The sequence below is a fragment of the Acinetobacter sp. YH01008 genome (genome assembly GCF_013420435.1).
In the GTDB taxonomy this organism is placed as follows: Bacteria; Pseudomonadota; Gammaproteobacteria; order Pseudomonadales; family Moraxellaceae; genus Acinetobacter; species Acinetobacter pseudolwoffii.
On the sequence record NZ_VOYD01000001.1, the window covers coordinates 152,621 to 176,049 of the forward strand.

Annotated in this window: 19 protein-coding genes; 12 read left to right on the forward strand and 7 right to left on the reverse strand. The window is 44.0% G+C overall.

The annotated features are described in order from the left end of the window. Positions 1–10: 10 nt before the first annotated feature. The 3 genes from FTT75_RS00765 to yccS form a co-directional block, all read right to left on the reverse strand. The gene (locus FTT75_RS00765) at positions 11–2,590 is read right to left on the reverse strand and encodes a sulfite reductase flavoprotein subunit alpha (protein WP_179999743.1); all 2,580 of its coding nucleotides are present in this window, start codon (positions 2,588–2,590) and stop codon (positions 11–13) included. Positions 2,591–2,760: 170 nt separating this feature from the next. Beyond that, positions 2,761–3,321, reverse strand: coding sequence for a YcxB family protein (locus FTT75_RS00770; RefSeq protein WP_005169724.1), 561 nt, complete (start codon positions 3,319–3,321; stop codon positions 2,761–2,763). A gap of 85 nt (positions 3,322–3,406) precedes the next feature. After that, the gene (gene yccS, locus FTT75_RS00775) at positions 3,407–5,581 is read right to left on the reverse strand and encodes a YccS family putative transporter (RefSeq protein WP_159138270.1); all 2,175 of its coding nucleotides are present in this window, start codon (positions 5,579–5,581) and stop codon (positions 3,407–3,409) included. 139 nt (positions 5,582–5,720) lie between these two features. Between yccS and FTT75_RS00780 the strand changes: the two genes are divergently transcribed. After that, positions 5,721–6,938: a multidrug effflux MFS transporter gene (locus tag FTT75_RS00780; protein WP_180185791.1), complete on the forward strand. Its 1,218-nt coding sequence runs from the start codon at positions 5,721–5,723 to the stop codon at positions 6,936–6,938. 77 nt (positions 6,939–7,015) lie between these two features. Here the strand turns inward: FTT75_RS00780 and FTT75_RS00785 are convergent, their stop codons facing one another. Continuing rightward, positions 7,016–7,723, reverse strand: a complete 708-nt coding sequence (locus FTT75_RS00785) for a nitroreductase (protein WP_005097826.1) — start codon at positions 7,721–7,723, stop codon at positions 7,016–7,018. A gap of 912 nt (positions 7,724–8,635) precedes the next feature. Here FTT75_RS00785 and gltS point away from each other — a divergent pair. Further along, on the forward strand, positions 8,636–9,874 hold the full coding sequence (gltS, locus tag FTT75_RS00790; RefSeq protein ID WP_180185792.1) for a sodium/glutamate symporter: 1,239 nt from the start codon (positions 8,636–8,638) through the stop codon (positions 9,872–9,874). A 45-nt stretch (positions 9,875–9,919) separates the two neighbouring features. Further along, entirely contained in the window at positions 9,920–11,395 is a 1,476-nt protein-coding gene (locus FTT75_RS00795) for a sodium:alanine symporter family protein (RefSeq protein WP_180185793.1), read from the forward strand. Between the two features lie 54 nt (positions 11,396–11,449). Here FTT75_RS00795 and chrA read toward each other — a convergent pair whose 3' ends face one another. Beyond that, complete coding sequence (gene chrA, locus FTT75_RS00800; protein ID WP_180185794.1) at positions 11,450–12,658, reverse strand: chromate efflux transporter; 1,209 nt, start codon at positions 12,656–12,658, stop codon at positions 11,450–11,452. Between the two features lie 123 nt (positions 12,659–12,781). Here chrA and FTT75_RS00805 point away from each other — a divergent pair, with 123 nt between their 5' ends. The 7 genes from FTT75_RS00805 (at position 12,782) to FTT75_RS00835 (ending at position 19,054) form a co-directional block, all read left to right on the forward strand. Continuing rightward, positions 12,782–13,786 (forward strand): patatin-like phospholipase family protein, encoded by a 1,005-nt coding sequence (locus tag FTT75_RS00805; protein WP_180185795.1) that lies wholly within the window; start codon positions 12,782–12,784, stop codon positions 13,784–13,786. A 345-nt stretch (positions 13,787–14,131) separates the two neighbouring features. Next, on the forward strand, positions 14,132–14,308 hold the full coding sequence (locus FTT75_RS00810; RefSeq protein WP_005169744.1) for a hypothetical protein: 177 nt from the start codon (positions 14,132–14,134) through the stop codon (positions 14,306–14,308). 289 nt (positions 14,309–14,597) lie between these two features. Next, the gene (locus tag FTT75_RS00815; RefSeq protein ID WP_004280680.1) at positions 14,598–15,119 is read left to right on the forward strand and encodes an acyl-CoA thioesterase; all 522 of its coding nucleotides are present in this window, start codon (positions 14,598–14,600) and stop codon (positions 15,117–15,119) included. Between the two features lie 497 nt (positions 15,120–15,616). Next, positions 15,617–16,180, forward strand: a complete 564-nt coding sequence (locus tag FTT75_RS00820) for a TetR/AcrR family transcriptional regulator (protein ID WP_005097816.1) — start codon at positions 15,617–15,619, stop codon at positions 16,178–16,180. 31 nt (positions 16,181–16,211) lie between these two features. Next, positions 16,212–17,411: an MFS transporter gene (locus tag FTT75_RS00825; RefSeq protein WP_005097814.1), complete on the forward strand. Its 1,200-nt coding sequence runs from the start codon at positions 16,212–16,214 to the stop codon at positions 17,409–17,411. Position 17,412: 1 nt separating this feature from the next. Then, positions 17,413–18,306, forward strand: a complete 894-nt coding sequence (locus FTT75_RS00830) for a LysR substrate-binding domain-containing protein (protein ID WP_005097811.1) — start codon at positions 17,413–17,415, stop codon at positions 18,304–18,306. A 133-nt stretch (positions 18,307–18,439) separates the two neighbouring features. Further along, entirely contained in the window at positions 18,440–19,054 is a 615-nt protein-coding gene (locus tag FTT75_RS00835; RefSeq protein WP_180185843.1) for a glutathione S-transferase family protein, read from the forward strand. Positions 19,055–19,134: 80 nt separating this feature from the next. Here FTT75_RS00835 and FTT75_RS00840 read toward each other — a convergent pair whose 3' ends face one another. Beyond that, positions 19,135–20,739, reverse strand: coding sequence for a bifunctional 3-(3-hydroxy-phenyl)propionate/3-hydroxycinnamic acid hydroxylase (locus FTT75_RS00840; protein WP_180185796.1), 1,605 nt, complete (start codon positions 20,737–20,739; stop codon positions 19,135–19,137). 348 nt (positions 20,740–21,087) lie between these two features. Further along, positions 21,088–21,318, reverse strand: coding sequence for a hypothetical protein (locus FTT75_RS00845; RefSeq protein WP_005097806.1), 231 nt, complete (start codon positions 21,316–21,318; stop codon positions 21,088–21,090). Between the two features lie 390 nt (positions 21,319–21,708). Between FTT75_RS00845 and FTT75_RS00850 the strand changes: the two genes are divergently transcribed. Together FTT75_RS00850 and FTT75_RS00855 are read left to right on the forward strand one after the other, a co-directional pair. Then, positions 21,709–22,716, forward strand: coding sequence for a GTP-binding protein (locus tag FTT75_RS00850; RefSeq protein ID WP_005097804.1), 1,008 nt, complete (start codon positions 21,709–21,711; stop codon positions 22,714–22,716). Positions 22,717–22,817: 101 nt separating this feature from the next. Continuing rightward, positions 22,818–23,348, forward strand: a complete 531-nt coding sequence (locus FTT75_RS00855; RefSeq protein WP_005097801.1) for a YaeQ family protein — start codon at positions 22,818–22,820, stop codon at positions 23,346–23,348. Positions 23,349–23,429 lie beyond the last annotated feature (81 nt).

The window sequence follows — 23,429 nt, forward strand, 5'->3', positions numbered from 1 at the left end:
TCAGTTCATCTTAATATACATCACGGCGATAACGGCCATCCAGACGTAATTGATCGAGCAGCGTTTCACCAAGTATCTCGGTCAGGGCCTGATCGACATCACTGGCCATGCCATTGATGCTACCACAGACATAAATCACTGCGCCTTGGGCAACCCAGGTTTTCAGCTCTTCAGCCTGTTCCCGTAATTTATGATGCACATAGACTTTTTCCTGCTGGTCACGAGAGAACGCAAGATCCAGCCGTTTCAGGGTTCCCATTTGCAACCAGGCCTGAATGGTTTCTGCAAAGAAGAAATCATGTTCACGCTGACGTTCACCGAAGATCAGCCAGTTTTGGGTGTATTCCTGACGGTTACGGGAGCTGAGCAGACTCATTAAACCAGCAATACCGGTACCATTCCCAATACAAATGATCGGACGGTTATCATCAATCAGGTGGAACGATTCGTTGCTGCGAATGCGTAGCGCAATCGGTGCATTGAGTGCGGCATGCTGGGTTAACCAGCCTGAACCCAGACCTAGATTTCCATTCGCATCAGCTTGCTGACGTACCACCAGACGCAGGACTTGCTGACTTGGAATGCTGGCAATCGAGTATTCACGTGATGCCAAAGCCGGTAATTGCTTGAGGAGCTGATCCATTGAATCAAAAGGTTCAGCCTGAGTCAGATCACGATCCCAAAGCGCGCGCTCAATGCTTTGCTGCATAGAAGGCACTTGTGTGCCGGCAGCAATATTGTGTTGTTGCATAAATGCCTGAATACGTTCCGGACTGTTAGCTGGCTGAATCTCGGCAATATCACCTGCTTGCCAGATTGCTTCATGCTCAGGAATCAGTTCGATATTAAAGGCAGGAGCACCCAGACTACCTGGATTGAGGATTTCACGTTGAGTCAGTGTCCACTGATCAAAGGTTTTATCGATACCCATGGCTTGCAGTTCAAGGCGAGTTACTTGTGCCAGTGCAGTATTCCATTGCTGGATGTGCTCATTATTGGCATTATCCACTTCAATGGTAGTGAATAACTGCTGGGCACCATTTTGCTGCAACCACTGGTCAATACGGTGACCAAAACTGCAATAGCTATCCGGATATTCTTGAGAACCGAGCGCCAACACCGCATAATTTAAATGCCGCAGATCAGCTTTGCCGGACAGGATTTTTTTCTCAAAAGAAGAGGCCAGATCAGGTGCTTCACCTGTGCCATAAGTACTGGCAACAAATAATACCTGCTCGGTTTGCTGTAAATCGGCAAGCGTCAGTTGTTGTACCGCTTTTACTGTTGCTGGCTGACGCGCTTCCTGCAGGGCAGTTGCTGTACGCCAAGCCAGTTGTTCTGAGACACCTGTTTGTGATGCATAAGCAATCAGCCAAGGTTTGGCATTTTCATCTAAGTCAACTGGAGTGACACCCTGACGCGCTGCCAGCGTTAAGCGCTTCTGTTTACGACGTTTCAGATACAGCATCCAGCCTGTCACAAAGAATAATGGCATTAACAAGGCTGCGACCATGGCAAAGAACTGGTAGATCGGGCCGAAGAAGCTGCCACGATGCACCGGTAACATGCTGCTCATGATCTTTTCATTGAGCTTTTTATCTTCATAGAGCTCAACTTCTGTAAATTCGGCTGTCTGGTAATTATAAGTGGCACTGTTCCGCGCACGTTCATGTTGGGCAACCGGATCGACAAAGCTGAGCTGCATGCTGCCGTCGGGTTTTTTGGGAAGATTAAAGGTTACTGTGGAATATTTATCTGAAAATTCAGTATTAAAGCCAGTCCAGCTCAAATCTAGCGCGCGGCTAATCTGTTCTGGATTCATGCCTTCTTCGCGTCCTTCACCACGTGGGCCGCGTTCGCCACCTTGACGTCCTTCACCACGATTATTGCCCGCATTGGCTTGCATGGTAGGCTGTGGACGTTCAACGCCGAGAACTTTAAACATCCCGCTACGCCACCAGTCATAGGACCAGTACAGGCCGGTACAAGCCAGAATCAGGTAGAAAATCACCACCCAGGTTCCCACAACAGCATGCAGATCCCAGATAAAATTACGGCCTTTCAGCTTGGGTTTTACAAAGAACCATTGCTTGATCGAATGACGCTTTGGCCAGCGCAGGTAAAGACCGGACAAGACGAAAAAGATCAGCATTAAAGTACAAGCACCGGTAATCTGTTTGCCGACCGGGCCAACCGTTAAATTACGATGCAGTTGCTGAATAAACTGGAAAAATTCCCGACCCTTAATTTCAGGCAAAACTTCGGCAGTATAGGGATTGATCAGGATGTTATGACCACGCCGTGCTCCCTCTTTGGCAATATTTACAGTACTTGAAGCACTTGGATCTTGTGCCACGCTAATACTGTTAATCTTCATCTCTGGAGTGGTATTTTGAAAATGCTGATACAGCTGAGCAGGCGTAAGTTTGTCACCTTGCTGAACCTGAACCGTATAACTGTCGTTATTTATCCATTTTAAGATTTGTTGTTCATAGGAATAAATTGCGCCAGTGACGCCCATCAAAGAGAGGATTAAACCTGCTGTAATCCCCAGAAACCAGTGGATTTGGAAAAATGTTTTTTTAAACATGGTCGTCAGATTAAGGGTGAGCTTTATAAAAGTGGCCAAATTATAACTGAACTTTAATACTGAATTATAGATGTTGAGGATAATATTTATTCTCATTATCATTTATTGTTTTAGGATTAAAAAAACCTCCATGCCGGGGCAGGAGGTTTTTTGTTGAAACGTGTACAAGTTTAGATTTGTTTGGCTGCGCCAACTTCTGCTTCTAGATGCTTACGAATCGTGTTAAAAGAAAAGTTTTTGCTGTCCAGACGTTTAGGCAGGATATAAGCACCTTGCTGGCCTTTTACCTTGAAATTGACCAACATGAATTCTGGTGTGTTGTACCATTCATAAATGTCTTTCCAGCTGATCGCACCCACACCTTCCTGCATGCCCATTTTCTGACGCATGATGATACCGTGCGGTTGTACGCCCAGACGAACACCTTTGATTTCCTGTACCGGAAATTCATTCATCTTGCGTTTAACATACCATTCCAGACCAAAGGTACGGATCAGGTAATACAACACCACACAGGCAATCGCCACCCAGCAGAACACGGTTGAATAGTTCTTGAGAAGCAGAAGGCCCAGAATAGAAAGTGCAACAACAGCACCCATGATCAGCCATGCTTTCATGCCAATTTTATTGGTACTACGCCAGATCACCAGCTGAGCATGACGCTGCTCGGCTTCTGAAATTTCATAGTTCACAGGCTGTAGGGTATAAGCGTATAAATTTTTCGCGGTCATAGTGAAACTAGCAGATTTAAAACTGTAAAAAGTTTAGCATTAATTGTACCAATTCAGTGAGTATATTGTTCCAAAATCATCCAAATTATAATGAACCGAGTTCTGTTGCCTGTTCATCACGCTCATGACTCAAACTTTGTTTCAATTGGCTCAACTGGTTTAAAATACTGAACATTAAAGACAGCTGCTGCAAAATGATCAGAGATTTCTGATCTTGTTCCTGATCATGTGACAGGCGCTGACGAATATGGACAATCATATTTTGCGCCCTGAAATCGGGCGTTTCGTCTCGTAATAATGCACCGCGAATGTTCTCTAATGCATTATCCAGTAAATTCAGAATGTCCTGATCCTCAATTCTTCCCCGGTGCGCACCCAGCGCGGCGATATAACTGATAAAAGTATGGTTCAGACACAGGAACTCAAAGGCCAGCGATTTTTGTACCGGATCAATATCCGGTTCAGTGGCCAGGGTCGAAATGAGTGAAGCCACCTCTGCATCGGTATTGTGGGCAGCACGGCGCACAATCCGATATTTCAGGCCATTATTACGCCCCGATTTATATTGCTCGATCACTTCACTTAAATAGTCCGCTTCTGCCTGCAAGCTGCGTTTGATACTGCGCGGCAAACGTCTGAACTTCCAGTCCGGGAAAATAAAGCTGACCCCGAACCAGGCAATGGCACAGCCAATCAGGGTATCAATCATCCGCGGGATAGCCGCAGCAAAGCCCATACCATCCAGATTGAAGTTGATCAAGGCAAGAATCGTGATAAAGGCCGTGGCTTGGGCATACTGTTTACTACGCAATTCAAAGAACAAGATCCCGCTGAACACCAGCAGTAATAATTGTCCTTCGACAGAAGGTACAAAATATAAAATGGCATAACCGAAAATAATACCGACCAAGGTACCGACAATCCGCAGACGTAAACGCCGCTTGGTGGCGTTAAAGTTTGGCTGGCTGACAAACAGTGCAGTTAATAAAATCCAGTAACCATATTCAATATTGCTGACCTGTACAAAGATATAGCTGATCAGCAGCACAATCGACAGGCGGATGGCATGCCGGAACAGCACCGATTCTGGAGTGAGATGCTGTTTAATTCGAACCTTGATGTCGTCCCAGCCTTTCAGGTCATCATCTCTGAGCTGGTTTTCAATATGTTTAAAACGCTCGGCTTTGATACTTTGCTCGGTTTCCAGGTTACGTAACTGGGCATCAATCGATTTCAGGTTCTGAAATAGTGAAAATAAAGCATTAATCCAGACCTGATCATAATGCTGATCCTGACGTAATTTCTCCAGAGACAGCCGAAGATTGTCAAAAGCATGCTTGAAGCGTTTGTTATGTACATAAGGCTTGCGCAGCAGCAAACTTTCACTCAGGTCCTTGCAGGCTTTGCCCTGAATCGACATGATGCGCTGAAAGCGGAACAGGATGTCGCTGTGCTGGAAAATCTTGGCCAGTTTCTGATAATCAATATGGGCTGAATCGGCACGTTCATGAATATCCTGCGCCACAAAATAATATTGCAGACTGCGACGGGTATCTTTTTGCCCACGGTCGCCTTTTAGACGGGTCAAGAGCGCCGTTTTCATTTCGTTAAAAATGGCAATCAGTTTGCCATTTTCAAGAGAAAGATCAATCATGCTCTGCTGATAACTGGTCGGGGTCATGTCCACATCAAACAGATTGGACTTGGCATATAAAAAGTCACCAAGCGAAGCATAAGAGGTGGCAAGCTTGTCTTGTGCCAACCGGGCAGGGAAGACCAGGAAGCTGAGCGTCGACAGAATGCCGTACCACATCGCACCGATGACCAGCAAGCCGGCCTGCTTATACCATTCATCGAACAGTTCGACACCCAGCATGGCATAGACGGAAACCACCAGACAGCCATAAGAAATTGTGGCATAGCGCCTGCCAAGGGAGCCAAGCAGAATCAGGCCAATACAAGAAACAATCAAGGCCAAGGCGAACAGCGGCGGATAAGGATAGAGCAGATAAACGCCAACCGCAGTAATAAAGAAACCCATGTAGGTATACAGGAGATTGAGAATACGCACCGAAAAGCGGTCATCAATATCGCTTAAACCGGCTGCGACCACACCTAAAGTCAGGGGAATCGTCATCAATTGTTGCCCCATAAAATAGGGAACAAAGGCGGTACCTGCAAATGCCGTCATCATACGCAGGTTATACATCAAGGTCGTATTATAGGTGGTTTGCTTGAGACGAGTGAGCCAAGATTTCAAAAGTCGTCCTTTATACTGCAGTCTTACAGATGAATCTGAATATGCCAATGAAAAATAGTAGGTTTATAAAATTTCATTTCAAGCTAAATCATACTATGCACTGTGTTAATTTGTCTGCATATTAGCGCTTTAAATCTTCATGCTTATGCCATCGAATAAAATCGTACAACCACCTTATGCCATGTCCTGGATTGTTTTGCTAGCGGCACTGAGTGCGCTCGGACCTTTATCCATTGATATGTATCTTTCTGCCTTGCCGGCGATGGCAGCAGATTTTGGCGTCAGTACCCAAATGGTCTCGAATAGCTTGCCAGCTTACTTCTTCGGTCTGGCTGTGGGGCAACTGATTTATGGGCCGATCAGTGACCGGATTGGGCGTAAACCACCGCTGTATTTTGGGCTGTGTTTATACATTGTGGCAAGTCTGCTGTGTGTGTTTGCACAGGATGAATGGAGTCTGATCGCTGCACGGATTCTGCAGGCCTTGGGTGGTTGTGTCGGGGTGGTCATGGCCCGTGCGGCCATTCGTGATCGTCTGGATATGCATTCAGCAGCTCAGGCTTTTGCCAGCATGATGATTGTGACCGCGATTGCACCCATTCTCGCGCCGAGTCTGGGGGCCTGGGTGTTGATGTTTTATGAATGGAATGTGATTTTTTTGGTGCTGATGGGCTGCGGTCTGTTGAGTCTGGCCTGTGTACATTTTCTATTTAAAGAAACTCTGGAGCCAGAACGTCGTCTCAAGCTGAACTTCCAGCAGGTATTAAGTTTGTACCGTACTATTTTTCAGGATCCAAGCTTTCGACGCCTGCTCTATGCTGGCTGTTTTTCCGGTGCAGTGATGTTCTGTTATATCAGTGCTTCTTCTACCATTCTGATGGATCGTTATCAGCTGACTGAGCAGCAGTTTGCTTATGCCTTTGGTGCTAATGCCTTCGGGATCATGCTGTTTTCGACCTTGAATAAACGTCTGGCTGGGCGATTCTCGATATTACAGCGCTTGAAAATCGGCACCTGTCTGCAGTTTGCCGGTGTATTAGGGTTAATCTTGCTGGGCTGTCTGGATGTCGATTCTGTGCTCTGGGTGTTGTTAGGCATGTTTATTGTGGTGGCAGCCCTTGGGTTTACTGGTCCGAATGCCATGGCTTTAGCAATGGCTAAACAGGGCGAGCGGGCGGGAACCGCCAGTGCGATTATGGGCAGTATGCAATTTGTCTGTGGCTTATTGGGCGGTGTATTACTGAATTTTCTGATCTGGCATGCCTTATTAAATATGGCATTGATCATGCTGGTTTTTGTAGGTATTTCCGCTTGGGCGATTTTTAAAATCAAGATGCCAATCTTGAAAAATGCATAGATGCTGGGCGTTCTCTAATATATTAAAAATGCTGGATTGAGCAGAGGGCTAAGCAAGTTGGCTTAGCCCTGCTTGCATCACTCATCAATAAATACAGCGAATTCTTCTACCGGGACACGCGGCGTAATAAAGCTGTTAATGATCTGCTCTGGATCGGCATAGCCCAAGGCCATGCCACAGACCAGTTCTTCATGTTCAGGTGCACCGACCAGATCGAGTACGATGGGATGGAAATGATTCCAGGCGGCCTGCGGGCAAGTGTCCAGACCGCGGGCTTTTGCTGCAATCATGACATTCTGGATCATCATCGAAATATCCATTTTCGAACCAATGGCCAAAGAGCGATGTACGGTAAAAAACAGTCCCACCGGTGCATCAAATAATTCAAAATTACGCAGCTGCTGCCGTGCCATTTTTTCTTTTTCGCCTTTTTGAATATTCAGCAAACCATATAAGCCCCAACCATTTTCACGACGACGTTCAATAAACGGCGAGAGCCATTGTTCAGGATAATAGGCAAAGGTTTCTTGGTATTGTTCCGCCAGCTCGGGATTGGCATAGATTTGCATTTGGGCCTGACAGACGCGTTCTACCAGTTCATCGCGTTTTTTACCTGTCACAACATAGACTTTCCAAGGTTGGGTATTGGTGCCCGAAGGTGCGCGGCTGGCCACAGTTAAAATCTGTTTCAAGATGTCTGTACTGACCGGCGTATTTAAAAAAGCGCGCACCGAATGGCGAGAGGTGATCGTTTGATCTACAGCATGAACAAGTTTTTGATCCATTTTGATGTCCAATCGAATATCCATATGAAGTTTTGAATGACTATAAACTAAACAAACAGTAGGGTGGACAGAAAAATTTAATCCCTGCCCGAATGGAAAAAGTATTTATCAGTGAAACAAAAGATTGATATCTAGCTTGATGTTTTAAATAGCCTCAGTCAAATAGTCAGGACATTGGTTAAAAAGCTTTGATGAAATTAAAAATTAGCTTAAAACTCGGATGCTTGAACCATTTGAACATACTAATTGCCTGCACAGATGAAGTGGATTGGGATAGAAAACCATGTTAATTTCATTGAAATTTCTTGGTTTGATAAAGTTTTAAGTAAGAGATTAATATTTTTTTTCGATAACTAGAGAGTTTGACCCTCATCTAAAAACCTTGGACTAATAATTATTTTTTATAGATTGATTAACTATTCTTAATAAAAAACAATAAAACTTTATACAAAGAAACAGCATAATATGCAGCTTTTCATCTTAATCCATGCGCTTTGGGAAAATTCAAGGTCGGCATGCACAAGATTTATTTTAAATAACGCTATTCCAAGTGGCTTGAATTAAGCTAGTCAGGTTAAAAGCGCTCACTAAACCTTGGTGTTTTTTGAGAAGTAGAACACAGTCTTATAGATCTGACTCTCCTGTTAAATTTGTATGCTTATACCATTCATTGACAGCAATAGAGCTTGAATCAAAGCTGTATTTTGGCTTTTATAAATCTCTCATTTGTTGAATATGATCGTGATGATGATATTCATAAGTTTGAAAGAGATGGTGGATCATTTTGTTATTTTAAAAGCATTAGATGAGATCAGAATATTTTAGGTCGAAATCGATGAGAGATCTAAAGCTCGGTATCTCTGCATCACTTTTAGAATGATAAAAAATCAACATTATCTTGGGCAAGAAATTATGGATTTTACTTTTAACGCATTTTATACCTTGATTGCCGCAGTTATTGTTTTGTTACTCGGCCGATTCCTGGTTAATAAAATCGATTTTTTAAAGCGCTACAATATTCCTGAGCCGGTCGCAGGCGGTTTAGTCGCTGCAATTATCTCGTTGCTGGTGCATGCACTGTGGGGATATAGCATCACCACCAGTGCAGAATTACAAACCAGTTTTATGCTGATTTTCTTTGCCTCGATTGGTCTGAGTGCCAACTTTTCCAAGTTGCGTGAAGGCGGTGTCGGTCTGGTTATTTTCCTGTTTGCTGTTTCGGCTTTCATTATTTTGCAAAATGCAGTCGGCATGAGTCTGGCCACCTTGCTCGGTATTGACCCATTGATTGGCCTGATTGCAGGTTCAATTACCTTAACCGGTGGTCATGGTACTGCAGGTGCATGGGGCGAGATTTTTGAGGTTGAACATGGCATTCAGGGGGCGCTTGCACTGGGGATGGCCAGTGCTACTTTTGGTCTGATTATCGGTGGGATTATTGGTGGTCCTTTAGCAAAATTGCTGATTAACCGTCATAATCTCGCAATTGCACGTACGGATCAACAAATCGAAAAGCGTGATAGCACGCCAATGGATATCAACTCGACCGAATATATTCCATTTGAATATCCGCATCAGGTGCGTTTAATTACCGCAGATAATGCAATCACGACTTTGGGTCTATTTGCAGGCTGTTTGGCTTTTGCAGAGTTTATGACGGGTTTCAGTAAAGGTACTGCATTTGAACTGCCAACATTCGTGTGGGCATTGGCGGGTGGTGTCATCCTGCGTAATGTACTGGAAGGTATTTTCAAAGTTCAGATTTTCGATCGTGCGATTGATGTGTTCGGTAATGCTTCATTGTCGCTGTACTTGGCGATGGCATTGTTATCATTGAAATTATGGCAATTGGCTGACCTTGCAGGACCACTGATGGTAATTCTGGGTGCACAGACCATCACCATGGCTTTGTATGCCGGTTTTGTAACTTTCCGCCTGATGGGCAAGAACTATGATGCTGCGGTACTTGCAGCAGGTCATTGTGGTTTCGGTATGGGTGCAACTCCAACAGCGGTTGCCAATATGCAGGCGATTACCAATATGTATGGTGCGTCGCATAAGGCCTTCCTGATCGTTCCATTATGTGGGGCGTTCTTCGTTGACTTAATCAATGCTACTGTTATTCAGATGATTTTGAAGTTTTTTGCATAATTTTTATGCCTGATACGATGAGTCATAGGCTCATAAGGATGTGACATGAATGATCAGTTAAATGAAACCTTACTCGGCTGGATTAATGCCCTGAATGGCCCTTTATGGGACTTTCTAGTGGTGTTTCTGGTCGCAGTCGGTATTTTCTATACGATCATGACCGGTGCAGTACAAATTCGTTTGTTCTGGCACAGCATGAAAGTCATGAAAAATAGCCGTGGCAAGGTTCAGGATACACACGGGATTACCCCGTTTCAGGCTTTTGTTACCGGATTGGCAAGCCGGGTCGGGGTGGGCAATGTCGCGGGTGTTGCCATTGCGATTGCAATTGGTGGCCCTGGTGCCGTGTTCTGGATGTGGGTTACTGCATTTCTAGGTATGAGCTCTGCTTTGGTGGAATCCTCTTTGGCACAGTTGTTCAAAGTGCGAGATAACAAAAACCAGCAATTCCGTGGTGGCCCCGCGTATTACATTACTCAAGGCCTGAAACAGAAATGGCTCGGGATTGTCTTTGCGATTGCATTAATCACGACTTATGGTTTTGTATTTAATGCGGTTCAGGCCAATGCAATTAGCGGCGCAACCTCGCATGCCTGGGGCTGGGATCAGGCGAACCTGCTGCTGCCCTTAGGTGGATTGAATCTGGAAATATCATGGGTCGGTCTGTTCCTGGTTCTAATCACGGCTATGATTATTTTTGGCGGGATTAAACGGATTGCGAAAGTCGCTGAAAGCTTTGTGCCTTTTATGGCCGTGCTTTATCTGGCGGTGGCCTTGTATATTGCCGTGATCAACTACGATGTCTTGCCCTCCATTTTTCAGCTGATTTTCAGTAAAGCCTTTGAGTTTGAAGCTGCCGCGGGTGGTTTCTTTGGTGCCATGATCTCTATGGCCATGATGATGGGGATCAAACGCGGTCTGTTCTCTAACGAAGCCGGGATGGGTTCAGCACCGAACGCTGCCGCAGCCTCTGATGTGAAGCATCCGGTCAATCAGGGTCTGGTACAAATGCTCGGGGTATTTGTAGACACTTTTGTGGTGTGTTCATGTACTGCGATTATTATTCTGGTCTCGGGCCTGTATGAAAATGCCGGTTTTGAAGGCGTGACCCTGACTCAGATGGCGCTGGAAAGCCAGATTGGTGCCTGGGGTGATGATTTCTTGGCCTTGATCCTGTTCCTATTTGCCTATTCTTCGATTATTGGTAACTATGCCTATGCCGAAGGAAACGTTCAGTTCATTAATAACAATCGCCGGGTCATGCTGATCTTCCGGATTTTTGTGTTGATCATGGTCTATTTCGGTTCTGTCGCCAGTGTGCCATTGATCTGGAATATGGCAGACCTGTTTATGGGCATCATGGCAAGTATTAACTTGATTGCGATTCTGTTGCTGATGCCATTCTTGCTCATGCTACTCAAAGACTATACCGGTCAGTTGAAGCGTGGCGTGAAAGAACCTGAGTTTAAACTGGATAATCATCCTAAGTTTAAAGACAAGGTCAAATCTGATATCTGGTAACCCTGCAAAGCAAAAAGCCCTGATCGTTCAGGGCTTTTTTATGGCTGGAGTATTTTAAAAGAAATTCAAATAACTTTGATAAAGGATAAAACCCAGAATCAGGCTGCACCAGACTGGTAATTTTGAACGGAGTAAAGCAATCATTACCACAACGAACAGCAGGTCGGAGATACTGTTAAAATAACGTTGTGACAGATTCAGGAGCAAAGCCAGTAACAAACCCACTACCGCTGCATTAATTCCCATCACGGCCTGATGAATCAGCCGTTGCTGCAGCAGCCATGACCAGTAGGGCAAGGTGGCAAAGATCAGAAAAAATGAGGGTAAAAAGATTGCACAGGTCGCTAAAAGTACATTCAGCCAGAGATAGGGCGTCCACGGCAGCACAGCGCCAATATAACTAGCAAAACTGAATAGTGGCCCGGGCATGAGCTGGGCAAATGCATAGCCAAGATCAAAAGATTGCGCATTCACTATGCCAGTCGCGACAAAATCCTGATGGAGTAAGGGCAAAATCACATGACCACCACCAAAAACCAGCGAACCGGTCTGATAAAAATCACTCAGGAATTGTAGGCCCGACCCATTCGATAGTTTATCCGCTAGGGGCAGCAGCAAAAATGGCAAGATAAATGCCAGCAGCCAGTAGGGTGCAGCAGCAGATTGCAGATAAGGCGAGCTGATTTCAGTACTGTCACTGTCTTTGGGCTTGTTCGGATTTAATCTGGAAGAATATCCCATCAACATTCCACAAATTGCACCGAGGATGATGACGAGAATCTGGTTATAACTCACCGAAATTACCGTCAATAATATGACAGACAGCAGCAGGACTGCATATTGCCAGGCCGTTTTACAGCAGCCTTGCAGCATCTGCCAGAATGCCCAGGCAATAACAGAAAATACAATGAGCTGAATGGTATGAAAGCTATTTGAGTTTAGAATATGAACATAGTGTTGACCCAGTAGCGCGACACCAGTCATGAGTATGATCGAGGGCAGGGTGAATCCCAGCCATGCCATCAATGCACCTAGATAACCACGTTGCAGATATCCGATAGACAAACCCACCTGACTACTGCTCGGACCCGGTAAAAGCTGCGCCAAAGCCACCAGTTGACTGTATTGGGTATCATTGAGCCATTGTAGTTGCATCACAAATTTGCGGTGAAAAAATACCAGATGTGCGGCTGGCCCGCCAAATGAAATACAGCCCAGTTGCAGGAAAATCAGAAAAATCCGGTACAGTGAAATGACTGACATAGCATGAAGGGGAAAATGAAGACAAACTACCCGAACTGTATGACAATTTTACGAAATTCTACAGATTATTTAAGCAGGTGTTTATACACTATGCTGCTTTAAGTTAATGAGGACATTCTCTACATGCAGAAATATGTGTTGAGTATTGTGGTACTGGGTGCATTCGGCCTGAGTGGTTGTCAAACCACACCGATGACAGTCCAGTCGGCTACCAATCATCTACAACCCGCTGCGCAACGTGGAGAAGCTCAGGCACGTCCGAATCAAATTGATTTTGAAAAGATCAAGCAAACTGAACAGCGTCCGGTCATTGCTCTCGTTTTAGGCAGTGGTGGCGCACGTGGCTATGCACATATCGGTGCGCTCGAAGTACTGGAACAGGCCGGTATTCGTCCGGATTTTATTGTTGGAACCAGTGCGGGCAGCATCGTCGGATCTATTTATGCCAGTGGTAAACCGGCGATTGAGCTGCGCAATATTGCCTTGAGCATGCGAGCAACCGATGTACGCGATATCAAACTGGATCGAAAAGGTTTTTTTGATGGCAAAAAAGTAGAAGACTATGTCAATTTACAAGTCGATCAAACTCCACTAGAAGCCATGAAAATCCCGATGTTTGTGGTGGCCACAGCACTAAAAGAAGGCAAGAAAGTCGTTTTTAATTATGGCAATACTGGACAGGCAGTACGTGCTTCAGTGTCGATTCCGAGTATGTTTATTCCAACAATAATTGAAGAAAAAGAATATGTCGATGGCGGGCTGGTCAGCCCGGTACCGGTGAATGTGGCACGTGAGCTGGGAGCAGATATTGTGATTGCGGTTGATATTCTGGCACAGCCTATTCATACGGAAACCAGTAATGTCTGGGGACTGTTTAACCAGAATATTAATATTATGCAGCAACACTTGGCACAAGAAGAATTAAAGCATGCCGATGTGGTGATCCAGCCCGATTTACGGGAAAAAGGACATATCTTTGATGTACGTGGCAGAGAATTAACCATGCAGGCCGGCATTGATGCTGCACAGTTAAAACTGATGGATATTTCTCTCGCTTATCAAAAATATAATTATGCTCGCGGCCATCATATTCCGCTCTTTGTGGCTCAGGAACAGCAGCAGCCCTAAAGCATATTGCGGTTAAATTTTTTTGTTCATTTTTTATGAGATCGAACCAGGTAGGCAAAGCTATTGCATCCCTATGCTTTCCAGATTCTGATCTTAACACTGGCTGATCGTTATAAAAGATTAAATCATTGTTTCTGCATATGAATTGGCCAGAATTTTCAGGAGAGATAAGCTTTATTTTGACTATAAGTTGTTGAATTATAAATTATATTTTTTTTGGAATAAGTGTTGCTTTTCTAAGTCGAAATTTTAATATTATTATTCCTATACTTAAGTTGATCAAATATTTAAATATTGTTCATGACAGAATGTGCTTTGAAAGATTAATGAATAGATGTAACGACAATGAATCAGATTAAAATTGGACATCAGGTCAAGTTGGCGCAATTTGAACACTATATTTTTACAGTGACAGCTGCACATCAAGATGGTTCTTTCACGGTCACTACCACACTGGATGGTCAGCAAATTCTCAGCTATGAAAATGTCGCCCAGGAAATGTTAAAACCACTCATGCGCTAAATCAGTAATGATTTATCCAACATCTTGAATTATTTTTTGCAAAATGAGAGCGGCCCGAAAAAAACTTGAGCTGAGTAAGCAGATGCTTTGGATCAATAAGTGTTTATTTGTTTGGAACTTAGCTTCTTGCTGAGCCTTGAGATCTGTTAAATATATTTTTTTCTGTATGAGTGCAGTTTCTATATCAATAATTATGATGCTTCATTTGCCGAATTGAACATTTTATTCATGTTAAAAACGCTATAATAATAAGCGATAACCTTGTCATTCAAAGAGTTCAAAGAAAACGATGGCCCCTTTAGATCAAATTGCAGCAGTGTCAGATGACCAGTCAGAGTTAACGATGTCAGTTCTCATGACGCCAGATATGGCAAATTTTTCAGGAAATGTTCATGGTGGAACCATTCTGAAATTACTGGATCAGGTGGCGTATGCATGTGCGAGTCGCTATTCGGGCAGTTATGTCGTGACCTTATCGGTAGACAAGGTAAACTTTAAGGAACCAATTCATGTGGGTGAGCTGGTAACTTTCTTGGCCAGTGTCAACCATGTTGGTCGCACCTCGATGGAAATCGGGATTCGTGTAGAAGCGCAGAATATTCAAAAAAGAACGGTACGCCATACCAATAGCTGTTATTTCACTATGGTAGCCGTAGATGAAAATGGCAAACCGAAACAGATTCCGGCTTTGAACCTGGACAATGACTGGAAACGTTGCCGTTTTGAAGCAGCCGAACAGCGTAAAGTCGCGCGTTTGCAAGAGAATCATCATCCTTCATGCAGTATTTATAAAAAGACTGCACAGAGTTAAGCGGTGATTTAAAAACATCTTCATAAGACTAATGCCAGTCAGTTAACCAATTGACTGGCATTTTCTTTTTTAAATTGAGGATTATATGTGATAGGTGGAAAAGTCATCCGCAACTGTTTGAGGCATGGGGTGTATTGCACCGCAAGATTTAAAAAATGATGGTCTCCATGACAAATTTACGAGTCGAGGGTGGCTGACGAGTTTTGCGGTGAGGAATATGACTGCAAGATGCCTTCCTTGCGAAGTTCCGCTGCTCATTTGAATGAAATCAAAGTAACAAATGATATTGAAAATATTTGATTTAAAACCTTAAGACTCCATCATGAACGACTAAGCAGTTAAAGCGTCTATTTTTAAATTCTTTAACTGATCAGCATGACTTTATAAGAGAGTCTTTTTTGCCTTAATTTCAGTTTATGTCTGGAGCTTTATCGTTTTTTGCTCTAATATAAAACGATACGTATCGTATCGATTGTGTTTGAAGATAAGTAGACTTTATGAATCATGACGAAAAAAGCTCACGACGACAGCAATGTATCTTGCAGGCGGTTGCCGATGCATTGGCAGAGGGAGAGTATCATCAACTGACTATTGAGGCTGTTGCAGCACGAGCTGGGGTGGGAAAATCTACGATTTATCGCTGGTGGAAGCATAAATCGGAGCTGGTGCTAGATACCTTCAAACAGCATACGGTCTCAGTCTTTGAGCCTGATCCTGCAAATGACCTGAAAAGTAATCTGATTCGACAGCTAAGCTTGTTGTCTCAGGCGCTCAACCATCCGATTGGTCGGGCTTTACTGGTGGTAATCGCCAATCATCGTGAACTGGCCGGTGAATTCTTTCAGCAATATTTATTGCCGCGTCGACAGCAGACTCATCAACTGATTCAGCAAGCGATTGAACGTGGCGAGATTCGCGCGGATTATCCTTTTGATTTAATGCTGGACAGTTTGTACGGCCCGATCCATTACCAGATTATTTTTTTCAATCGTATGCCGGATGAAAATTACATCCGGGCGCTGGTTGAGTTAGTGCTGCATCCTGCTGTGATTCAAGCCTGAGCCTGGTCTATTTTTCTTAAAGTTGGTTTTTATGTCTCTCAGCCCCGAGCGTTTATGGAATCGCTCATTTATCTTGTGCTTATGCAATAACTTTTTTCTGTTTGTTTATTATTTTGCCTTACTGACCATCTTGCCGATTTACATCATGAAAGATTTGGATGGCTCAGTCAAAGAAGCAGGTTTGGCACTGACCTTGTTTCTGGCATCATCAATTGCAGTTCGGCCTTTTTCCGGCATGATCATCGAAAAATTGGGCAAGAAAATCTCGATGCGCGGTGCAGGCGTGATTTTTGCGCTGTTTGCCTTTGGCTATTTGCTCATTGATAGCTTGTGGTCACTGTTGCTGGTGCGATTTCTACATGGCATTTGGTTCAGCATTTTGACTACGGTGGCGGTGCCGGTGGCCAATGAATTTATTCCAGAACAGCGTAAAGGCGAGGGCATGGGCTATTTTGTCATGTCAACCAATCTGGGGGTGGTATTTGGCCCATTGCTGGCCTTGACCGTCATTCAATTCACTAGCTTTAAAAGCTTATTTGGGATTCTGGCTATTATTATTTCTCTAGGACTGATTTTCTGCTGGATGCTGAAAATTACCGAACTGCCAAAATCAAGGCGGATTGGCACAGAAAAAACCAAATTAAGTCTACAAGATATATTGGAAGTGAAAGTCCTGGCGGTAAGCTGTGTGGCATTGCTGACGGCATTTGCTTATTCGGGCATCATGAGTTTTATCACGGCATTTAGTGAAAGCAAGCAGCTTTTGGCTTATACCAGCGTATTTTTTATTGTATTTGCGGCTTCGATGCTGTTGGTACGGCCGTGGGTCGGGAAAATCTATGATCGTAAGGGGCCAAGTGCTGTCATTTATCCTTCCTTTATTTTCTTTGCGATTGGCCTAGTCATGGTGAGTCTGATATCCAATCAATGGACGCTCTGGTTATCAGCGGTCTTTGTAGGGATCGGTTATGGTTCATTATTTCCATGTCTGCAGACACTCGCAATTCAATCTGTCGATAAGCAGCGTATGGGACATGCGATTTCAACCTTCTTTACCCTGTTTGATCTGGGTTTGGCGGTAGGTTCCGTGGTGATGGGCCTATTGATTGCCTATTGGGGCTTTGAAGCGATGTATGTGTCGAGTGCTGCACTCGTCATTGTGACGATCTTGGTTTATCGTCAGTATGTGGCCAAAAGACCAATACACGTACCGGAAAATCAGGAAGCATAAAATGGAATTAAGACATTTACGTTATTTTGTCACTGTGGCCGAGGAACTGAATTTTACCCGGGCTGCGGAAAAATTGAATACTGTACAGCCTTCCTTAAGTCAGCAAATCAAGGATCTGGAGCGTGAGGTAGGCGTACAGTTACTGGAGCGAAATAACCGTAAGGTCAACCTGACCGAGGCCGGACAGGTTTTTTTAAAAGAAGCTTTGCTCAGTCTGGAACATGCAGAACGTGCGATCCACGCTGCCAGACAGATTGCCAATGCACATCAGGATCAGCTGAATATCGGATTTGTACCGGTTGCGGAAATGAAAGTCTTTCCCTATATCATGCCCAATATCCGCGCACATTTTCCTGAACTGAAAGCACTATTTCATAGTTTGACCGACGCTGAGCAGTTTAGTGCTTTAAGAAAAGGCCAGATCGATATTGCTTTTACCCGCTATCCGGGACAGTCGAGCGAGTTTGATTCGATCCGGATTTTTGATGAACCTTTAACCCTGATTGTGCCGAAAGATTCTCCGGTTGCGACCCTGCCACATGTCAGTATTAAGAGCTTTGAAAATCAGGATTTTGTCATTAGTGATGAGCAGGCTTCACCACAACTGCATCGAATTATTCAAGACTTTTTTAAACAGTCTAAATTGAAGGTCAATGTGGTGCAGCATTCCACCAATATCCTGCTCAATGTCAATCTGGTCGGAATGGGCGTGGGCTGGAGTCTGGTACCAGCCTATGTGATTCCATTACTCGGCGATAATATCGTGGTCAAAAAGACCCTTGAACCTTTGCCCATGATTGGGCTATATGCCAATTATCGTAAAGACCAAAAACATGTGGTGATTGATCTGATTTTAAAAGTCTTAAAAGAAAAGTTTTGTGTCGATCTTTTTTAAGATTTGCATCTTTGGTCTGCCTATATTTTAAAAGCTGTGCGACAGAAATGATCTGTAGCACATCTGTGTAAATTGGCACAGAAAACCGTTTTATACTGAAACTCTAAAAATAAAAAATGGTTAAAGCAATATGATGAAGCTCTATAACAATCCGCAATCACGGGGCCTGACCCTGTTGCCCTTATTGAAAGAATTGCAGATTGAAGGCCAGATTGAGCAGATGGAAGTGTCCTATGAATATATGCATCAAGCTGAATATTTACAGATTAATCCGATGGGAAAAGTTCCCTGTCTGGTCGATCAGGAGATTGTCATTTCAGAAATGGCCGCCATTTTTATCTATCTGGCAGATAAATATTCTGACCAAGGCTTGGCACCTGCTTTGGATGAACCCAAGCGTGGGGCATATTTAAAATGGATATTTTTCTGTCATGGGCCCTTCACCGAATATATCGATCTAAAAAATTTGCAGGTTTCGCCAGAAAATATTGAACAGAACCGCAGAAGTCTAAGTTTCGGGAATGAAGCTGCAGTATTTGATTTTCTGAAACAGGGCATAAGCCAGGCCAATCCCTATTTGCTGGGTGAAGAATTTTCCGCAGCAGACTTATATGCGGCTTATTGTTTAGTCTTTGCGATCTCTGCGAAAATTTTACCGCCATTTGACGAGTTCAGACCTTTTTTACAACAAATGGCACAGCACGACTCCCTAAAAGATATCCAGTGGTTTCAAGAGTACCGAGTCTAACTCCTCGGTCTATATATTGTCCGAGATATCTAAAAACAATAAAAAACCACGCCGAAGCGTGGTAAAAAATGACCTTAAAATTATTTCAGGTACAGCTTTTTAAACAGTTGCTGACTGGTGTTTTCCAGTGATTGTGGAATGGCCAGTGCGGCCACAAAACGGTCAGGACGCAAGATCACCACTGAATCGGAAGTATTGCCAAACCAGGAGCGAATTTCTGTGCCGTTATCACCAATGGTGATGACATCTTCAAACGGTTGGCGCTGGGTATTTTGTAACTGCACTGCCGGAATCACCTGAATGAATTTTACCCCGAGGGTTTTCCACTGTTGCAGTGTCTCTGGACTCAGGCCCCATTTTGGATCGACACCCCAGGCAATAATGGCAAAATCATTGCCGATGACTTCATCCAGTAACACTGTTTCACCTGATGCAAGCTGAACTTGAGGCTGAATGAACATCTTGCCAATTGGAGAATTTTTGGCGCCGTTGCTCAAAAGCACACCATCATGATATTTCGGCATCGGTTTAAAGCGCATTTCCAGCAGGTACTGTTTGATCGGCTTGATATAGTTCAGGGCATAGGCGATACCGTCACGGACAAAACCTTGCCACTTTTTCGGTGGTGCCAATACATGACCGGCCATTACGGACAGATCAATCATGGCTTTGGCATGGTCTTTACGTTCAATCTGATACGAATCTAAAAGTTCTGGGCCGGTTTTGCCTTGAACCACCAGTGCGACTTTCCAGGCCAGGTTAAAGGCATCCCGCATCCCGCTGTTATAACCCTGACCTTGCCAGACGGGCATAATGTGCGCAGCATCACCTGCCAGTAAAATGCGGTCTACCCGGAACTTGTCCGCAATACGGGCATTATGCGTATAAACACGTTGACGGATCACTTCGATGCCATCGGTACTTGGAAGCACTTTGGCCAGTAATTTGGCAATATTTTCCGGTTTGCTGAGTTCTTCCTGAGTTTCACCCGGCATAACCATAAATTCAAAACGGCGAATTCCATGGGGCAATGCGGCGGATACATAAGGACGTACCGGATCACAACACAGGTAAATATGCGGTGTCGCAAGCGGATCATTTTCAAGATCGATCACGATCCATTGATTCGGCGCAGTTTCACCCTCAAAAGCAATGCCCAGATTGCGGCGTACATAAGAGTTACCGCCATCACAGGCAATCAGGTACTGGGCACGGACTGTTTCTGTATCCCCTTGTTCGTTTTGCAGGTTAAGTGTTACACCCTCGGCATCCTGACTAAACTGGGTCAATTGACGTGAGAACAGTACCTGCGTATTTTCATATTGTTTTAAGCCCTGAAGCAGAATCTGATCGACTTGTGGCTGAATAAAGGCATTACGGCGTGAAAATCCAAATTCACGGGTTAAAGGTTGAATATCTGCAAAACAGCGACCCTTAGGTGTTAAAAAGCGCATGGCATGATTGGGCGTGGTATGGGGCAAGACTTGATCGACCAAACCTAAGGATTGAATGGTACGCAAAGATTCATCATCGATCCCAATGGCACGTGGATAATCAATCAAACTATCGAGTTGCTCGACCATCGTGACGCTCACGCCTTGCTTGCTCAGATAGTTGGCAATGGTTAAGCCTACAGGCCCAGCGCCGAGGATTGCTACATCAGTGCTGTAATTGGTATTGCTCATAGTGAATGTCCATTCAATCGACTTGCATTTCAATCTATTAAGGGACAGTTCTGAGTTGTAAACAAGTTAGGCGATAGTAGTTGAGCTATATCAATAATATTAATCTTAAGTGGCTTTTTCTTATGCAAATAACTGAATTTAAATGATAAATTTAAAATAATTCAATAGTCATTCTCAATCCTGTGATCAGTTTTAACTATGATGGGCATTTAAATCTAGTCAACAAAAATGCTGAACCCGCGCAAAGCATGATTCAGCATCGATCAATATGAGGCAGTACAGGCTAAGCCTACTGGAGAAATACTGCCCTGATATTTTCTTTGATCATTTAACCCGTCGTTAAATCACTTAACGTGCTGCAGGTTGTGCAGGTGTTGCGCTTTCTGCAGCAGCTTCAGATGCAGCTGGTTGTTCTGCATTTGCGCCAGCAACCGGAGCATTTGACTCAGGCAATTCCTGGGTACTGACAATCACTTTTTCTTCAGTGTTTGTATTTGCGTTTGTTGTTTCAGTAGCGGCAAAGCTGGTGGCTGCAGCAGCAGTAAGCGTTGTTGCAAGTAAGATTTGTGCATATTTCATTTTTGGCATCCTTTATTTATGTCATGTAATTTGCCGAGCTGACCATCACATCAATTCGACAGGAGTTCATCCTAAGCACTGAAATTTTGATGAGCAAATCAATTAACAAAAGCGACACGGAGTGAATAACTCAGCATATACACAATGCAGAAAGTTGTTTAATTACTGTTAATTATGCAGTGTTCTATTTAATGAAAATGTATATGAATGTTTCAAAAAAGCTGAATTTTAAATATGAATAAACATCAAGATTCTCTATTTGAGATAATTCTATTAACTTATAAACTGATAGTTTCAAGTCGCCATTGAGCAAGAAAATGTCTCTAAAACCATGCTGTGCCCTATAATACAGGGCATGATCTTATCTATTTAATCTCTTGAGAACCGATTTTGAAAATTCTGTCCGCAGCACAGCCGATTCCTGTCCATATCATTTCTGGATTTTTGGGGGCGGGTAAAACCACACTGCTTAAGCATTTATTACAGCAGAAACCTGAACAGGAAATCTGGGCCGTACTGATGAATGAGTTCGGTCAGATCGGGGTGGACCAGCAGTTATTGCCACAAGATTCAGGCTATGCGGTAAAGGAATTACTGGGTGGCTGCCTATGTTGTAGTAGTCAGTTGCCGATGCAGATTGCCTTGTCACGTTTACTGTCCGAAGTGAAACCGGATCGGCTGTTTATCGAGCCGACCGGGCTGGGACATCCTGCACAATTGTTAGAACAGTTGACGGAACCGCATTGGCACAGTCATTTAAACATGCAGGCTTTGGTCACGGTGGTCGATGGTTCACGTTTGCATGATCAGGATTGGTCACAGCAAAATCTGTATGCAGATCAGCTTAAGGCCGCGCAGATTGTGGTGATTTCACATACAGATTTAATGACAGCCGAAGATCATGCTGCGCTTACGCAGCTTCAGGCGGAATATCAAGTCTATGCCCAGCAGTGGTTGTGCACAGAGCAGGGACAGCTGAGTATTGAGCAGATTAAACAGGATTATCAAGGTTCTGTACGTCAGCTCCAGCCTTTATTAAAACAGCAACAGATCAATCCTTCCCCAGAGGTACCCGTGCTGATTCAGCAGCTGCCTTATCATTATGTGGAAAGCGCGCAGGGCTATCAGGTTGCGGGCTGGAAGTTGCCAAAACGCTGGCAATTTCATTTTTATGATTTGCTCGACTTGCTGTGTGAACAAAAAGACTGGCTCAGAATCAAAGGAATTTTTAATACCGATCAGGGCTGGAAAAGCTTTAATTTTAATCCGGAACAGTTTAATTATCAGTCGGTCGAGGCAGGTATTGATAACCGGGTCGAAGTGATTTATCAACAGTCACGCGATTGGCTGGAGTTTGAAAGCACGTTGATGCAATGCCGTATTGATCCGGAAAAATAATAGTACTGTTTCCAGTGCACTGAATGAGTTATTGACCTAAATCTGTTCAGCAAAATACTGCTAAATCTTATATGCTAGGCGCCAAATTTGAGGATTGTGTTATGGCGTTAAAAGCGACGATTTATAAGGTTGATTTGAATATTGCAGATATGGATACGCACCGTTATGCAGATTATCAGTTGACGATGGCGCTGCATCCTTCAGAAACCATTGAACGCCTGATGGTGCGTATTCTGGCGTATGCGCGTTATGCCGATGAAACGCTGGAATTTACCAAGGATCTGTTTGAAACCGATGAGCCGGCCTTGTGGGAAAAAGACCTCACTGGTCAATTGGTGAAATGGATTGAAGTCGGTAGCCCGGATGAAGATAAAGTCAAAAAAGCCAGTGCGCGTTGTAAGCAAGTGGCTGTGGTGACCTATGGTTCTGCGGTAGATGAATGGTATAAGCGCAGCAGCAAATTAAAGACGTTAAAGAATGTGGAGGTGTGGAAATTATCGACTACAACCACCGATGCATTGCCACAATTATGTGCACGCACCATGCAGTTACAGCTCAATGTGATGGATGGTGAATGGACTCTGATTGGCGATCAGGGGCAGGTGCTGGTCGAGTGGGAACAGTTACAATAAGGACGCATAAGGATGCACGTCTGGACTTGTATCCTGTCGCTTAAATTGCGTATACCTGAGGGATGAAAATACTCAGGGCTG